At 25.5% G+C, this 14,537-nt stretch carries 15 protein-coding genes; 11 read left to right on the plus strand and 4 right to left on the minus strand.

The genetic code is table 11. From position 1 onward, the window contains the following. Positions 1-17 precede the first annotated feature (17 nt). Positions 18-1,136 carry a metallophosphoesterase gene (locus ACERKK_RS02245; RefSeq protein ID WP_373771448.1) on the plus strand — a complete coding sequence of 373 codons (1,119 nt, stop codon included), beginning with the start codon at positions 18-20 and terminating at the stop codon, positions 1,134-1,136. Positions 1,137-1,414: 278 nt separating this feature from the next. Here ACERKK_RS02245 and typA read toward each other — a convergent pair whose 3' ends face one another. Next, positions 1,415-3,232 (minus strand): translational GTPase TypA, encoded by a 1,818-nt coding sequence (gene typA / locus ACERKK_RS02250; RefSeq protein ID WP_373771449.1) that lies wholly within the window; start codon positions 3,230-3,232, stop codon positions 1,415-1,417. Positions 3,233-3,408: 176 nt separating this feature from the next. Here typA and ACERKK_RS02255 point away from each other — a divergent pair, with 176 nt between their 5' ends. The 10 genes from ACERKK_RS02255 to ACERKK_RS02300 all read left to right on the plus strand — a co-directional run bounded on the left by ACERKK_RS02255 (position 3,409) and on the right by ACERKK_RS02300 (position 12,626). After that, complete coding sequence (locus ACERKK_RS02255; protein WP_373771450.1) at positions 3,409-4,326, plus strand: glutaminase; 918 nt, start codon at positions 3,409-3,411, stop codon at positions 4,324-4,326. Between the two features lie 96 nt (positions 4,327-4,422). Beyond that, the gene (locus ACERKK_RS02260) at positions 4,423-5,505 is read left to right on the plus strand and encodes an ABC transporter permease (protein WP_373771451.1); all 1,083 of its coding nucleotides are present in this window, start codon (positions 4,423-4,425) and stop codon (positions 5,503-5,505) included. Beyond that, positions 5,502-6,122 carry an ABC transporter ATP-binding protein gene (locus ACERKK_RS02265; protein ID WP_373771452.1) on the plus strand — a complete coding sequence of 207 codons (621 nt, stop codon included), beginning with the start codon at positions 5,502-5,504 and terminating at the stop codon, positions 6,120-6,122. Before ACERKK_RS02260 ends, ACERKK_RS02265 begins: the two co-directional genes overlap by 4 nt. After that, positions 6,109-7,677: a hypothetical protein gene (locus ACERKK_RS02270; protein WP_373771453.1), complete on the plus strand. Its 1,569-nt coding sequence runs from the start codon at positions 6,109-6,111 to the stop codon at positions 7,675-7,677. Before ACERKK_RS02265 ends, ACERKK_RS02270 begins: the two co-directional genes overlap by 14 nt. Then, complete coding sequence (locus ACERKK_RS02275) at positions 7,659-8,624, plus strand: hypothetical protein (RefSeq protein ID WP_373771454.1); 966 nt, start codon at positions 7,659-7,661, stop codon at positions 8,622-8,624. The genes ACERKK_RS02270 and ACERKK_RS02275 overlap by 19 nt, the downstream gene beginning before the upstream one ends. Next, positions 8,617-9,138, plus strand: a complete 522-nt coding sequence (locus tag ACERKK_RS02280; protein WP_373771455.1) for a YceI family protein — start codon at positions 8,617-8,619, stop codon at positions 9,136-9,138. The genes ACERKK_RS02275 and ACERKK_RS02280 overlap by 8 nt, the downstream gene beginning before the upstream one ends. A 9-nt stretch (positions 9,139-9,147) precedes the next feature. Further along, positions 9,148-9,891 carry a metallophosphoesterase gene (locus ACERKK_RS02285; RefSeq protein WP_373771456.1) on the plus strand — a complete coding sequence of 248 codons (744 nt, stop codon included), beginning with the start codon at positions 9,148-9,150 and terminating at the stop codon, positions 9,889-9,891. Between the two features lie 35 nt (positions 9,892-9,926). Then, on the plus strand, positions 9,927-10,595 hold the full coding sequence (locus tag ACERKK_RS02290; RefSeq protein WP_373771457.1) for a response regulator: 669 nt from the start codon (positions 9,927-9,929) through the stop codon (positions 10,593-10,595). Further along, complete coding sequence (locus ACERKK_RS02295) at positions 10,585-11,964, plus strand: sensor histidine kinase (protein WP_373771458.1); 1,380 nt, start codon at positions 10,585-10,587, stop codon at positions 11,962-11,964. Before ACERKK_RS02290 ends, ACERKK_RS02295 begins: the two co-directional genes overlap by 11 nt. A gap of 56 nt (positions 11,965-12,020) precedes the next feature. Then, a complete protein-coding gene (locus ACERKK_RS02300; RefSeq protein WP_373771459.1) occupies positions 12,021-12,626 on the plus strand; it encodes a trimeric intracellular cation channel family protein in 606 nt (201 codons plus the stop codon). Here the strand turns inward: ACERKK_RS02300 and ACERKK_RS02305 are convergent. Genes ACERKK_RS02305 through ACERKK_RS02315 form a run of 3 tightly spaced genes read right to left on the minus strand, consistent with a single transcriptional unit; the run spans position 12,621 to position 14,537 of the window. Beyond that, positions 12,621-13,565, minus strand: a complete 945-nt coding sequence (locus tag ACERKK_RS02305; RefSeq protein ID WP_373771460.1) for a GGDEF domain-containing protein — start codon at positions 13,563-13,565, stop codon at positions 12,621-12,623. The two genes, ACERKK_RS02300 and ACERKK_RS02305, sit on opposite strands and share 6 nt — an antisense overlap. Further along, complete coding sequence (locus ACERKK_RS02310) at positions 13,555-14,172, minus strand: chemotaxis protein CheC (protein WP_373771461.1); 618 nt, start codon at positions 14,170-14,172, stop codon at positions 13,555-13,557. The genes ACERKK_RS02305 and ACERKK_RS02310 overlap by 11 nt, the downstream gene beginning before the upstream one ends. Next, complete coding sequence (locus tag ACERKK_RS02315; protein WP_373771462.1) at positions 14,172-14,537, minus strand: response regulator; 366 nt, start codon at positions 14,535-14,537, stop codon at positions 14,172-14,174. Before ACERKK_RS02315 ends, ACERKK_RS02310 begins: the two co-directional genes overlap by 1 nt.

Genomic DNA, 14,537 nt, shown 5'->3' on the forward strand with positions numbered 1-14,537 from the left:
CTTATATATAATCCATTATGAACAATATAATATTCTTTACAATCTTTATTTTACTCTTTGCATTTCAAACATTTATAATCAAAAAAAGACTTATAAATAAACTTGACTTTAAAAGTAGTTATAAAAAAGCACTTACGTACTTTTTATATATTACATTTATAGGTGCAATTTGTTATCCATTTGCTAGGTATTATCCATATGTACCTAATTGGCTTTATTTTATGCTTTCTTTACCTATTGGTGTAATATTTTTAACATTTGGTATTACTATTATTCATGATTTTGTATCTTTTATATTTAAAAAAACTCCTTTTAAAGAAAATAGACGAGTTTTTTTTAAAAAGAGTATTGATATTGGTGCTATATCATTAGTTGTTGGTACAAATGCAAAAGCAATGGAAAATTCAAAACATATTGAACTTGAAATTGTTCCTGTAAAAATCAAGAATCTAAATAAGTCATATAATATTGTGCAATTAAGTGATATTCATATAGGTGGACTAATTGATAAGCTATTTATTAGAAATCTTGTAGATAGAGTAAATTTATTAGAAGCTGACTTAGTTGTAATAACTGGTGATTTAGTTGATACAAAATTAAAATATGCAAAAGATGCCTTATATGAACTAAAAAATTTAAAATCTACTTATGGTACTTTTTTTATTGTTGGTAACCATGAATATTTTCATGGTGTTCAACCTATAATAGATTATGTTAACTCTTTAGGTATAAAAGTACTTGAAAATGAAAATGTATATATTGGTGAAAAAGGAAATGGTTTTTATTTATTAGGTGTATATGATAGGTTTGGAAATAGATTTGGTGATTATAAACCTGATTTAAATAAAGCTATGATTGGCACATATAATGAACCTTGTGTTTTATTAGCTCATCAACCTAAGTATTTAGAAGAATTAGAATCAACTAAAAATATTGATTTAATTCTTTGTGGCCATACACATGGTGGTCAAATATTTCCTTTTAATTTCTTAGTTAAATTACAGCAACCCTATGTTAGAGGATTAAATCAACATAATGAATTTACACAAGTATATGTAAATAAAGGAACAGGTTTTTGGGGACCACCTATGCGACTAGGGGCTAGTTCTGAAATTACATTATTGCAACTATCATAAATTATTTAGCAATAAATATAAAACTTGCAATTACTGTTACAAATTCAATACTAAATAATATTATGTAATCTTTTTTATTTGTATTAATATTTTTCATCTTTTCTCCTTTTTATAGGAGAAAGAATCTCCTATTAATTTTTTGTTTTTAATATAATATTTTGACTAATTGTAAATCCAAGCATGTCGGACATATAAACCCTTTTATTTTTAAAATTTTGCATAAAAAAAGGGATGTGCCATAAAGCACATCCCTTTAAGAAATAGATAGTATCTAATTTCTAGTCAGCGAATTTAACTTTTTTAGCAGTTCTTTTTCTAACATTTGGATCTAAATCTCTTTTTCTAACTCTTACAGAAACAGGAGTAACTTCAACAAGCTCATCATCTTCAATCCACTCTAAAGCGTTTTCTAAAGACATAACTCTTGGTGGAATAAGCTTAATAGCTTCATCAGCACCTGAAGATCTTACGTTTGATTGTTGTTTTGCTTTAATTGGGTTAACATCTAAGTCATTCCCTTTAGCATGTTGTCCAATTACCATTCCGTTATAAACTTTATCTTGAGGTTTAATGAACATAATTCCTCTATCTTGTAAGTTAAAGATAGAATAACCAACAGCTTCACCATTTTCCATAGAAACTAATGCTCCGTATTTTCTTGATTCAACTGTTCCAGAATGTGGTCTGAATTCTAAGAATGAGTGATTCATAACACCCTCACCTTTAGTTTCAGTTAAGAACTCAGTTCTAATACCGATTAATCCTCTTGCTGGAATTTCAAACTCTAATCTTGTATAACCAGAACCCATTGGTACCATGTTAGTCATATTAGCTTTTCTTTTTCCAAGTTTTTCAATAATTGCACCTGAGAATTCATCTGGTGTATCAATTACTAAGTGCTCAAATGGTTCCATTTTAACACCGTCGATTTCTCTAACGATTACTTCTGGTCTTCCAATACAGAATTCAAAACCTTCTCTTCTCATATTTTCAGCAAGAATACAAATTTGTAATTCCCCTCTACCGTTAACTCTAAATTTACCTTCACCAATTTGATCATAGTTCATAGCAATATTAGTGTTCATTTCAGCAGCTAATCTTTCATCAATTTTATTTGATGTTACGAATTTACCTTCAGTTCCTGCTAATGGAGAATCATTTACTGCAAATGTTACAGATAATGTAGGCTCTTCAATATGCATAGGGTCTAATGGCATTGGGTTAGCAGGATCACAAAGTGAATCACCAACATCAATTGTTTCAAAACCAGCAACAGCAACAATATCACCAGTACCAGCAGTTTTGATATCAAATCTATCAACACCTTTGAAACCAATAAGTTTTGTAACTCTACCTTTAATTTTTTCACCATCAGCTTTAACTAAAACTACAGTTTCACCCATAGAAATAGTACCGTTGAAGATTCTTGCAATACCAATTTTACCAATGAAGTTATCATAATCAAGTGTAAATACTTGTAATTGAAGACCATTTTCATCAGAACCTTTTGGTTTTGGAACTTCTTCTAAAATTGTTGTAAATAATGGAATTAAATTCTCATTTGGCTCATCTAAAGATAATTTAGCGTAACCATCTCTTGCAGCTGCGTATACAACTGGGAATTCTAATTGCTCTTCTGTAGCACCCATTTGATCAAATAGGTCAAATACTTCATCAACAACTCTATCTGGATCTCCACCTGGCTTATCAATTTTGTTAATAACAACAATTGGTCTATGACCTAATTGTAAAGCTTTCTTAACAACAAATTTTGTTTGAGGCATAACACCTTCTTGAGCATCAACTAGTAATAAAACCGAGTCAACCATCTTAAGAACCCTCTCAACTTCTCCACCAAAATCAGCATGGCCCGGAGTGTCAATGATGTTAATTCTTACACCTTCGTAATCAATAGCAGTGTTTTTAGAAAGAATTGTAATTCCTCTTTCTTTTTCAATATCATTACTATCCATTACTCTTTCATCAACACTTTGGTGTGCTGAAAAAGTTCCAGATTGCTTTAATAATTCATCTACTAATGTAGTTTTACCGTGGTCAACGTGTGCGATTACGGCAATATTTCTAATATCTCTCATCTTTACTCTTTTTGTTAATATTTTTCGCGATTATACTAAAAGTAAGCTTAATGTTTAGCAATAACTTTATATTAATTACATATTGATAATAAAAATAAATATATTAAAATTAATTATCACACTTTTTATATTCTTTACTTTGATATAATAACTTAATTTTCAAATAGGTTATAAATATGAATTATCAAGTTGTTTTAGATGAGATTAAAGATGAGATTAAAGACTTTCTAAAAAAGGGAAAGGTTGCAGACTATATTCCAGCACTTGCAAACGTAAAGAAAAATGAGTTTGCTATGAGTATTATAGATTTAGATTTAAATGAATATCATGTAGGTTCGTATGAAAAGAATTTTTCTATTCAAAGTATATCGAAGGTATTTACATTTACTTTGGCTTTATTAAATTATAGTAAAGAGTTATATAAAAGAGTTGGACATGAACCATCAGGTGATCCCTTTAATTCATTGATACAAATTGAACATGAAAATGGTATTCCTCGAAATCCATTTATAAATGCAGGTGCTATTGTTACAACTGATTCATTGTTATCTATATATAAAGAGAATACTTTTGATTATATACTGCAGTTTATTCAAAATATAACTAATGATAAAACAATTAGCTTTGATAATGAAGTTTATACATCTGAATTAAAACATGGGTATAGAAATGTTGCTTTAGTAAATATGATGAAAAGTTTTGGAAATATTGAGAATTTAACAAATAGTGTTATTCAAACATATTTTAAACAGTGTTCAATTAGTATGAATACACAACAACTAGCAAAGTCTATGTTGTTTCTAGCAAATCATGGAATAAATCCTATTAAAAATGAAGTGCTTATAAATGAAGCAAAAGCAAAAAGAATAAACTCTTTAATGTTAACTTGTGGTCATTATGATGCATCAGGCGATTTTGCATATAGAGTTGGACTTCCTGGAAAAAGTGGTGTAGGAGGTGGAATAGTTGCTGTAGTTCCAAAAAAATTAGCAATTTGTGTATATGCTCCTAGATTAAATAAACAAGGTAACTCTTTAGCTGGAACAAAAGCATTAGAGTTATTTACAAGTAAAACAGGTCTTTCAATCTTTTAAACTACTTATTTTAAAATATGAACAAAAATTCATATTTCATTCATAAAGCTTTCATATTCACTTGTTAGTATTCCTTTATAATAAGAAAGGAATACTTTGATTTCAAGTGCATTAAAAGCTTTAAAAGCTAACAAATTAAAAACTACTTTAATATATTTAAGTCTAATTTTTTCAATAGTTTCTATATTTTTAATTAGTTCTATTTCAAATGGTGTAATTGCTATGTACTCATCAATTTTAAAAAATGATGGAAATATCATAGTAACACAGGCAAAAATATCTGATACTTTTTTCTCAAATGTAGATATAAATCTAATAGAAAAAATAAATAAACTTAATAATATAAAAGAAACTTCAGCAATAATTTTTGGAGCATCTCCTGTTGAAAATCTTCCAATTGTAGCTATTTATGGGGTTACTCAAAATCGATTTAAAAATTATAAACTAATAAAAAACTCTTATCCAAATGAAAATGAAGCATTAGTTGGAAAATCTATTTATTCATCTCTTATAAATAAAGAGAATATTCAAATTGCAAATAAGACATTTAAAATATCTGGAGTTTTTGAAAGTTCAATTGGTTTTGAAAATGGTGGAGTGGTTTTAAATATCAAAGAAGCTGGAGAAATTTTCAATAAAAGTGCTTCAATGCTTATGATTAATACAAAAATTGATAGCAATATTGATGAGATAATTAAAGAGATAAAAAAACTAAGTGTAAATATTGATGTGAAATCAAGTCAGAACTTTGTAGATAACTATAATCAATTTAAAATAATCAAAACATCATCAAATATCATCTCAGTAATTGCCTTTTGTATGGGACTTTTAGGGATTGTAAGTATTATGAGTATTACTGTAAATCAAAGAAAAAGTGAATTTGGAATAAAAAGAGCTATTGGTATTCCAATTAGTAAAATCATATTTACTATTATGACTGAAAGTTTTATTATTGGATGTTTTAGTTTTATAAGTGCATTTTTCATATCTCATATAACTTTATATTTTATAAAAAACTCTTCTCATTTACAAGGTTATGTAAATGGTGAAATATCTTCACAACTTGCACTTACTATTTTTGTAACTTCTATTTTAATGGCAATTATAGGTTCTATTGCACCTGCTCTTAATGCAGCTAAAACTGATCCTATTATTTTAATTCAAGGAAATAAAATATGATTAAAGCAACTAATATAACACACTATTATAATAAAGATTTAGCTTTAGATAATATCAACCTTGAAATAAACAAAGGTGAGTTTATAGCAATTGTTGGTCAAAGTGGTAGTGGAAAATCAACTTTACTATCAATATTATCAACACTTTTAAAACCAAGTTCTGGGGATTTAAAGTTTAATGACTTAGATTATTCTGATATTAAAGATATTGATAAATTTAGAAGAGAAAATATTGGTTTTATTTTCCAATTTCACTATTTAATTAACTATTTAACTGTAAAAGAAAATATACAAATTGCAAAAGAAAATGCACAAGAGAGTGAAATAAAAGAGTTACTAGAACTTTTAAATATAAGTGAAATTATAAATAAATTTCCTGATGAAATATCAGGAGGACAAAGACAAAGAGTAGCAATTGCAAGAGCTTTGATAAATAAACCATCTGTAATATTTGCAGATGAACCAACAGGAAACTTAGATTCTAAAAATTCTCAAAATGTATTTAATATATTTAAAGACTTAGCAAAAAATGGTTCAACTATTGTAGTTGCAACACATGATATGTTTTTAGCAAAACAAGCAAATAAGATATATGAGGTGATTGATGGAAAACTTTAATCTTTTTATTCAAAGACATTTTAAAATATCATTAGTTTTTTTTGCTATTGGATTATTTTTTGGATTGATTTATTCTATTAATTTATTAGGTTATTCTATTGATTCACAAACATTAAATCCTGCAAATATGCGTTCAATTCATATAAGTCTTATGCTTTATGGATTTATTCCTTTAATGCTTTCTTATCTTCCTTTTTTACTAATAAATAAAGAAGTAGGTTTTACACATAAAGGATTACACTATTTAAATCTTTTTACAATATTTTGGTATATCTTTTTAATTTTTATGATCAACTCTTTACTGTTTGGGGAAAATAGAGGTTTAGCATTTTATGATTTTGCTTATGAGTTAAATTTTATTTTAGCAATTGCTGGTGTGTTTTATATTATTGCTTTATTTAAATTTATTAAACAATATAAAGTTTTACCATTATGGATAAAAATGTGTTTAAGAGTTGTAATTATTGCACCAATTGCTCTTTTGATTTTGATGAATCCAATTATAGGACAAGTTGAAAGTACAGTTTCAGGACCTCATGGAGATAATACACTTGGTATGAGCTTGGCTTTAATTCCTATTTATTATCTAATTATCAAACTATTAAATAATGGCTCATTTAAAGCAAGATGGAATATTTTTTGGATTATTCCATCTGTTTTTTATTTTTCTTCTGTTTTATATAGAATTTTCTTAGAACCTTTAACGTACAACCAAGAGTGGTTTTTACAATATTTAACACTATTGTATATTCCACTATTATATAGATGGTACAAAGATAGTAATATAGAGATATTTTCAAAGAGTGCTTTATTTATTTCGATTTTTGCATTTTTATTTGTTGATGTAGAAGGTAATATTATATTTATACCCCAAATTAGATGGCTTTTTCATAGAAATGATTTAGTTGTAGGACATGCTCATCTTGCAATGGGAATTTGTATCTTTTTTATGGTTATAGCTATGTTTACTCCATATATTAAAAGGCTAAATACAAATACTAACTTTATAAAATTTTATCTTTTTGCAATATTAGGAATATTTTTTGTTTTATCAATCTCTGGTTTTACTCAAGCTGGAATAATCCAAATTAGTACAAATACTTTATGGATATTTAGAAGTATATTTGGTTTATTAGCTCTTTGTAGTTTACTTTATTTAGTATCATTTAAAACTAATTTTTCTTTACTTCAAAAATACAACTTATTTGGTGTATTAGCAGATGGTATGGGAGGAATTATATTGATTTTATTTGCAAGTTATCTTTATCCTATACTTGGCTTTTCATTTAATGCAAAATATGAATATATTGTATTTGCCTTTGTTTGTATGACAGGTCTTATACATTTTTTAGCACTTATATATAAAGAGCATGAAGAGATACTTTCTAAGTTAACAGTTATGATAAGAGTTTTTATTAGTTCTATCTTTTTCTCATTATATATTTCAAATTCATTAGGTATTGAAGCACTTTTAATTTGCGCATTTGATATTTTTTATGCTTTAGTTTATTTATTATATTTTTATAAGGAGCCATTATGCAAAAAATTGCCTTAGTTCTATTTGTTGCTGCTGAGTTATGTTATTACTTACTTATTGCACAAACAGGAATAGTTGAATATTTTTCATCTGATTTATTTACAATCATTTATTTACCAATTGGTGGAGTTATAGGTTCTTTATTAAGTTCATATATTAAAACTTCAAATCAAAATAAGATTTTTGGATTTTTGCTTATTCAATTAGCTATGAGTTTCTTTTATCCGAATTTATCGAGTTTAATGCTATTTATTTTAGGAATTTCAGTTGGAGCATTAGCGCCTTTATTAATAAATGAATTAAAAAAAGGCTCAAGTATACAATTAGGTTTTGCATTAGCTATTGCTTATGTTTTAGGTACATTTTTATTTAACTTTGATGTTGCATTAAGAGGAAATATTGCTATTGCTTTAACAGTACTTGCAATTGTAAGTCTATTTTTTATAAAAGAGAATAAATCTATTAATATTTCAAATAGTAATTTTGCATTAGCAAGTATGCTTTTATGGATTTTTTTAGATTCATCTTTATTTGAAACACTTTCAAGAGATGAAAACATCTCTATTTGGAGAGATGGATATACTTATGAAATAGCATTTTTTCATCTTTTAGGTATTGTATTAGCATTTAAATTACAGCTACAAAAAAATTTAAAAGAGTTATTTATAATAATACTTTTTGCTTTATGTTATTTCTTCTATTTCTTAAATGAAGCCTTAATTTTAAGTATTGTTTATCCTATTGTTATTTCATATTACAATGTAGTTATTTTACAAACACTAATACATAAAAATATTAAAACACTTAGTATTTATATGGTTTTTATAGGTTGGTTTGCTTCAGGAGCTGGTTTGTTTATAGCTTTAGAACATCTAATTTTATTTGTTCCTATCATATTTATTATATTTTTAATCATCACAATAAACCAAAATTTTATACCAAATAAGGAGAAAAAATATGCGTAATTTATTAATTTTAATGTTCCTATCTTGCTTTGCTTTTTCAAGTAATTTAGAACTAGTTCAAGGTGAGATAAAAGCTCATACAGAGGTTTTTGGAGATAGTGAAATAAATCCAAGTACAAAAAAGATTGATACTAATTTAAGTATTAATAGTATTGATTTTAAATCAATTAGAGGAAAAGTTTTAATTAATTCAGGTGATTTAAAAAGTTCAAAAGAAGCAAGAGATGAAAATATGTATGAACTTTTAAATACTAAAGTTTATCCATCTGTTGTATTTGATATTAAAGATATTAAAAAAGAAGATAAAAACTATATTATCTCAGGTTTACTTACACTTAATGGTGTAACAAAAGAGTTAAGTTCACAAGCAACAATTATTAAGATTGATGAAAACATCCAATTAATGGGTGATTTTAATATTTTATTATCACAGTTTAATATGGAAGCTCCAACTATGTTTTTTCTAACAGTAAGAGATCAAATAGATATTAATTACACATTAGTATTAAAGTAAAGGTCAAAGATGTTTTTTAAAGACTCTTTTATTCCAAATGTACAAACAGTTGAGGTAGAAGTTGAACAAGCACAATTAGAAGGCTTATCAATTCTTCATTTAAGTGATTTACATATAGATAAAAAAACATCTTTAAAAAAGATTAGTAAACTTGTTGAAATTATAAATGATACATATGTTGATTTTATAGTTTTAACAGGTGATATTATAGATTGTAAAGTAGAATTTATAAAAGAACAACTCTTGGAATTAAAAAAAATAAAATCAAAAGTATATTATATTAGTGGTAACCATGATTTATATTATGGATTAGAAAATTTAAAAGAGATATTTGATAGTTTTGGTTTTATTTTTATGGATAATACTTTTTTATCTATTAAATATAAAAAGAGTAATATCTATTTAGGTGGTTTATCAGATAGATTTTCTAAGTTTTTTAATATAAAAAGAGATGAAGAGAATATTGTAAACTATTTAAAAGTAAATCAGCCCTCAATTTTTTTAGCACATCAACCAAAAGATTATAAGTTTGCCCAAGATGCAAAAAGTTCACTTTTTTTATGTGGACATACTCATGGTGGGCAAATATTTCCATTTCATTTTTTAGTAAAATTAGTTCAACCTTTTATTAGTGGTTTACACTATAAAAACAATATGGCTATTTATATTAACAAAGGTCTTGGAACATGGGGTTTAAAATATAGATTTTTAGCAAATGCAGAAATAACAATAATTAAATTGCGTAGAAAATAAAAAAAGTGTAAAATGTCTTTTAAGGAAAATAATAAATGAAAATTTTAATAATTGAAGATGATGAAAAGATAATAAACTTTTTAAAAAAAGGTCTTGAAGAAGAGTGTTATAGTGTTGACTATTGTTTAAATGGAGAAGAAGGAATATATCTAGCAAGTGTTAATAGCTATGATATTATTCTTCTAGATATTATGATACCTTTAAAAAATGGTTATGAAGTTTGTGAATACCTTAGAGTGAATAATATCAATACTCCTATTATAATGCTAACAGCAAAAGATTCAATTGAAGATAAAATAAAAGGCCTAGATATTGGAGCAAATGATTATTTAGCTAAACCATTTTCATTTTCTGAATTACTTGCAAGAATAAGAGTGCAATTAAGAGTAAGTAATAGTGAAAATACAACTCTTTTAATTGATGATTTAGAATTAAACTTATTAAAGAAAAGTGCCAAGAGAGCAAATATAAATATCAATCTAACAGCAAAAGAGTTTTCATTATTAGAGTTTTTAATTAGAAATAAAGATAGAGTTTTATCAGAAACAACTATAAACTCATCAATTACAAATTTAAATGAATCAAATATGAGTAATGTTGTAAATGTATATATTTATAGATTAAGAAATAAAATTGATAAACAGTTTGATAAAAAACTAATAAAAACTGTAAGAGGAATAGGATTTAAAATAAGTGCTGAATAAAATATCAATTAAAACAAAACTTTTATTATATGGAATAAGTATACAAACTATTGTTTTTATAATTTTTTCTTATACACTATATAAATCTTTAGAAATTTCAACTATTGACAAAATTCAATCCACTTTAAATATTATAATTTTTGATATTAGAGATGATATTGTCGAACACTCAAGTGATTTAATAAATGTACCTTTAAATGAAGAAGATGAATATAAATACAAACCTCTGTATATTCGTATTATGGAAATAAAACAAAACTCTCTTTTGACTATTAAAAGTACTAATTATGCAAAAGATATAAATATTGATTTTCTTAAAATAAAAAATATGAAAAGAAACAAAACATATTTTATTTCAAAAGATGATTATTTAATTAGTCAAATGAAGATAAACCTAAATAATAAAGAAATTTTAATAGAGGTAGCCACATCTAGTTATACACTTGAAGAAACTTTAGAAAATCTTTTATATTTACTAGGATTAATTACTCCAATTATTTTAATTTTATCAACATTGGGTGCAAACTTTATACTTTTAAAATCATTTAAACCAATAGAAAAAATATTAGGTGAACTAAAAACAATTCAAGCACAAGATTTATCAAAAACTATTGAAGGTAGAGGAAGCAATGATGAAATTGATCAATTAACAGATGAAATCAACTCTTTAATTAAAAGATTAAATATTTCATTTGAAAAAATATCACAATTTAGCTCTGATGTTTCGCATGAACTAAAAACACCTCTTACTATTATTAGAGGTGAAATAGAAATAGGTCTTAGAAAAGATAGAAGTGATGAAGAGTATAAAGAGATATTAAATAGTTGTTTAGATGAGATACTAATAATAAAACAAACAATTGATGATTTACTTTTTTTAGCAAAATCTGAGCAAAACTCAAAACCTTTACAAAAAGATGAAATATATTTAGATGAAATAACTTATGAAGCGATGAAAGAACTGGAGTCTTTTGCAAAATTAAAAAATATAACTTGTAAATGTGAAATTATCGATGCTTCTCATATTGATGGTTATGAAAAACCATTAAAAATTGCTTTAAAGAATGTAATAAAAAATGCAATTAGTTTTAGTAATCAAAACTCGCAAGTATTAATAAAAAACTATATCAAAGATGATAAATATATTATAAGTATTAAAGATGAAGGTATTGGAATACCCAAAGATGAGCAAGAAAAGATTTTTGAGAAATTTTATAGAACAGATAAAAGTAGAAATAAAGACTTAGGTGGAACAGGATTAGGAATGAGTATTTGTAAAAAAATAATTCAAATGCATGATGCCAAAATTATAATTAATAGTAAAGAGAATATCGGTACAACGGTTTTCTTAGTCTTTAAAATAAAATGAATTTATAAAGCATTCTTTATGTATAATTCGCCAAATAATTTAAAAAGGTTTTAAAAATGAGTGCACTTGAAATAGCTGATATTATAGGAATTATTTGTTTTGCACTAAGTGGTTTTGTTATTGCCGTACATTATAATCTTGATATTTTAGGTGTATTTATTTCTGCATTTCTTACAGCTCTTGGTGGAGGAATGATAAGAGATGTTCTTGCAAGTAGAACACCTTATGTATTTACAGATACCCTACCTGTTAGTTTAGTTATTGCTACGGTTTTAATTTCACTATTATTTAAACTTCATAAAATTGATGATATTGAAGGAAAAACAACCTTTATATTATCAGATGCGGTTGGTTTAGTATCTTTTGCAATTACGGGTTCACTAATAGCTATTGAAAACTCTTTTAACTTTTTAGGAGTACTAATTTTAGCTTTTATAACAGCAGTTGGTGGTGGGACTATTAGGGATATTTTAATAAATAGAATTCCATCTATTCTTATATCAGAGTTTTATGCAACGGTTGCGATAATTGTAGGTTTAATTACTTATATTTTACACTTATTTAATCAAATAAACTTACTTAATTTAACAATTGTATTTATCTTTGGAGTAGCACTTAGACTTCTAGCATATTATAGAAACTGGCAGTTACCAAAGTTATAAATCAACTATAACTTGGTTTCTACCTTTTTCTTTAGCAACATATAGAGCATTATCAGCTCTTGTTATTGTATGTTCAATTTTTCCATTATCAAGATTATCATCATATTTTGCAACACCAAAACTTGCTGTAAATTTTAAAATATTATCATCATCTTTAACTTCAATTTCTTCAATTTTTTTTCTAATTTTTTCTGCTATATTTACAGAATTATCTAAATCTGTATTATTTAATAAAATAACAAACTCTTCACCACCAAATCTAGCTACTAAGTCACTATCTCTAACATTGTTTTCTAACTCTCTTGCTAAAGTTATAATTACATTATCCCCTACACTATGCCCATAAGTATCATTTATACTTTTAAATTTATCAATATCTAAAATAATAATAGTTAAATTATTATCATTCCTTAATGCTAAAGATAACATTTTATTTGATATTTCTGCAAAATATCTTCTATTATAAAGATGTGTTAAAGGATCTCTATTTGATAAATCTTTTAACTTTTCATTTAATTTTTCAAGTTTATAATTTGTTTCGCATAATTTTGTATTATCATAAATATAAAGACATACTTGCTTTTTTTCTATATTATAAGGAACAATAGTTATATTTTGTTGCATTGATTCATAAATCTTATCAATTATTGTATTTACTTTTATATCAATTAAATATTCATGAGGATCAATAGTATAAAATGCAGAGTTATTTGTAACTAAAACAGATTTTATTTTTCTTTTTAGTTTTGTTTCATTTATATAATCAAACTTTTCACAAATATTTTGATTTACCATCTCTTCACTAGTTAATTTTGTAGTAATTTCAAGCCAGTTGTTCCATGCTAAGATATTTAAATCTTCATCTAATATTATTATTCCATTATTAATAGTATTGAAAATGATATTATTATTGATTGATTCCATAATATTAGTACTCATCAATTATTTTATTTAGTGCTTTTTTTAGATATAAAATAGAATCATTTTTAGATAAAATTATAAGTTCACCATGAATATGTTGCTCTTTAAATACTAAATTTGTTTCAATAATGATAATATGAAGATCTTCACTATGATATCTGTACTCTAAATCATCAAAAGACTTTACTATTTTTAAACTAGGTGGAGAAAAAACAACACTAGAATCAATTAATTCTGCTAATTTACTTATAGTTGTAGTTGATATAATATTTGATATTTCTAACATTACATCTTTTAATTCATCTTCATCTATTTCAGACTCTTCAATTCCAAACTCTTTACATAAATTATATACAGAATCTTTATCCATAACAAACATATTTTCACTTGAAAGGTAACCATTAACTAGCTGGTTACTAATAAAGTGGGTTTTCCCATCATCTAATTTTTTATAAAAATATTTTTCAAATTCAGAAGAGTTTGCTGTTCTTATTTTCGGGATATTTAAAGTTGCATATTTATTGATAATCTCTGATATAGCAGCGGTTGCAGCACCATAAGAAATATTCATAATTTCTTGTAAACAGTCCTGCTCGTCCTCGTTTAAAGTAATATTTTCTGCCATTAAATAAATCCTAATCCACTTAACATTTTAGATAAATTATTTTGATTTATAGGTTTATTTATAAAGCCAATGGCACCATTTTCTTTAGCTTTTAATTTTGAAGTTTCTTGAATATCTGCACTTACAATTATAATTTTTGCATTATTATCATAGTTATATATCTCTTTGGTTGCTTCAAATCCATCCATTATAGGCATCGTTAAATCCATAAAACAAATTTTTGGATTGTATTTTTTATATTGTTCGATTGCCTCTAAACCATTGGTAGCTTCAATGATTTCATCTTCTTCTTTGATTAACTCTCGTAAAGACTTAATCATCATCTTTCTTCCCATTCTTGAGTCATCAGTTATTAAATATGTCAT

Source organism: Poseidonibacter sp. (assembly GCF_041821165.1).
Taxonomy (GTDB): Bacteria; Campylobacterota; Campylobacteria; order Campylobacterales; family Arcobacteraceae; genus Poseidonibacter.

Bases quoted from the DNA above. Each gene is read 5' to 3' on its own strand.
- ACERKK_RS02300 (WP_373771459.1), top strand. From the start codon at position 12,021: ATGAGTGCACTTGAAATAGCTGATATTATAGGAATTATTTGTTTTGCA.
- ACERKK_RS02290 (WP_373771457.1), top strand. From the start codon at position 9,927: ATGAAAATTTTAATAATTGAAGATGATGAAAAGATAATAAACTTTTTA.
- ACERKK_RS02275 (WP_373771454.1), top strand. From the start codon at position 7,659: ATGCAAAAAATTGCCTTAGTTCTATTTGTTGCTGCTGAGTTATGTTAT.
- ACERKK_RS02270 (WP_373771453.1), top strand. From the start codon at position 6,109: ATGGAAAACTTTAATCTTTTTATTCAAAGACATTTTAAAATATCATTA.
- ACERKK_RS02315 (WP_373771462.1), bottom strand. From the start codon at position 14,537: ATGACATATTTAATAACTGATGACTCAAGAATGGGAAGAAAGATGATG.
- ACERKK_RS02265 (WP_373771452.1), top strand. From the start codon at position 5,502: ATGATTAAAGCAACTAATATAACACACTATTATAATAAAGATTTAGCT.
- ACERKK_RS02255 (WP_373771450.1), top strand. From the start codon at position 3,409: ATGAATTATCAAGTTGTTTTAGATGAGATTAAAGATGAGATTAAAGAC.
- ACERKK_RS02310 (WP_373771461.1), bottom strand. From the start codon at position 14,172: ATGGCAGAAAATATTACTTTAAACGAGGACGAGCAGGACTGTTTACAA.
- ACERKK_RS02305 (WP_373771460.1), bottom strand. From the start codon at position 13,565: ATGAGTACTAATATTATGGAATCAATCAATAATAATATCATTTTCAAT.
- ACERKK_RS02285 (WP_373771456.1), top strand. From the start codon at position 9,148: ATGTTTTTTAAAGACTCTTTTATTCCAAATGTACAAACAGTTGAGGTA.
- ACERKK_RS02245 (WP_373771448.1), top strand. From the start codon at position 18: ATGAACAATATAATATTCTTTACAATCTTTATTTTACTCTTTGCATTT.
- ACERKK_RS02280 (WP_373771455.1), top strand. From the start codon at position 8,617: ATGCGTAATTTATTAATTTTAATGTTCCTATCTTGCTTTGCTTTTTCA.
- typA (WP_373771449.1), bottom strand. From the start codon at position 3,232: ATGAGAGATATTAGAAATATTGCCGTAATCGCACACGTTGACCACGGT.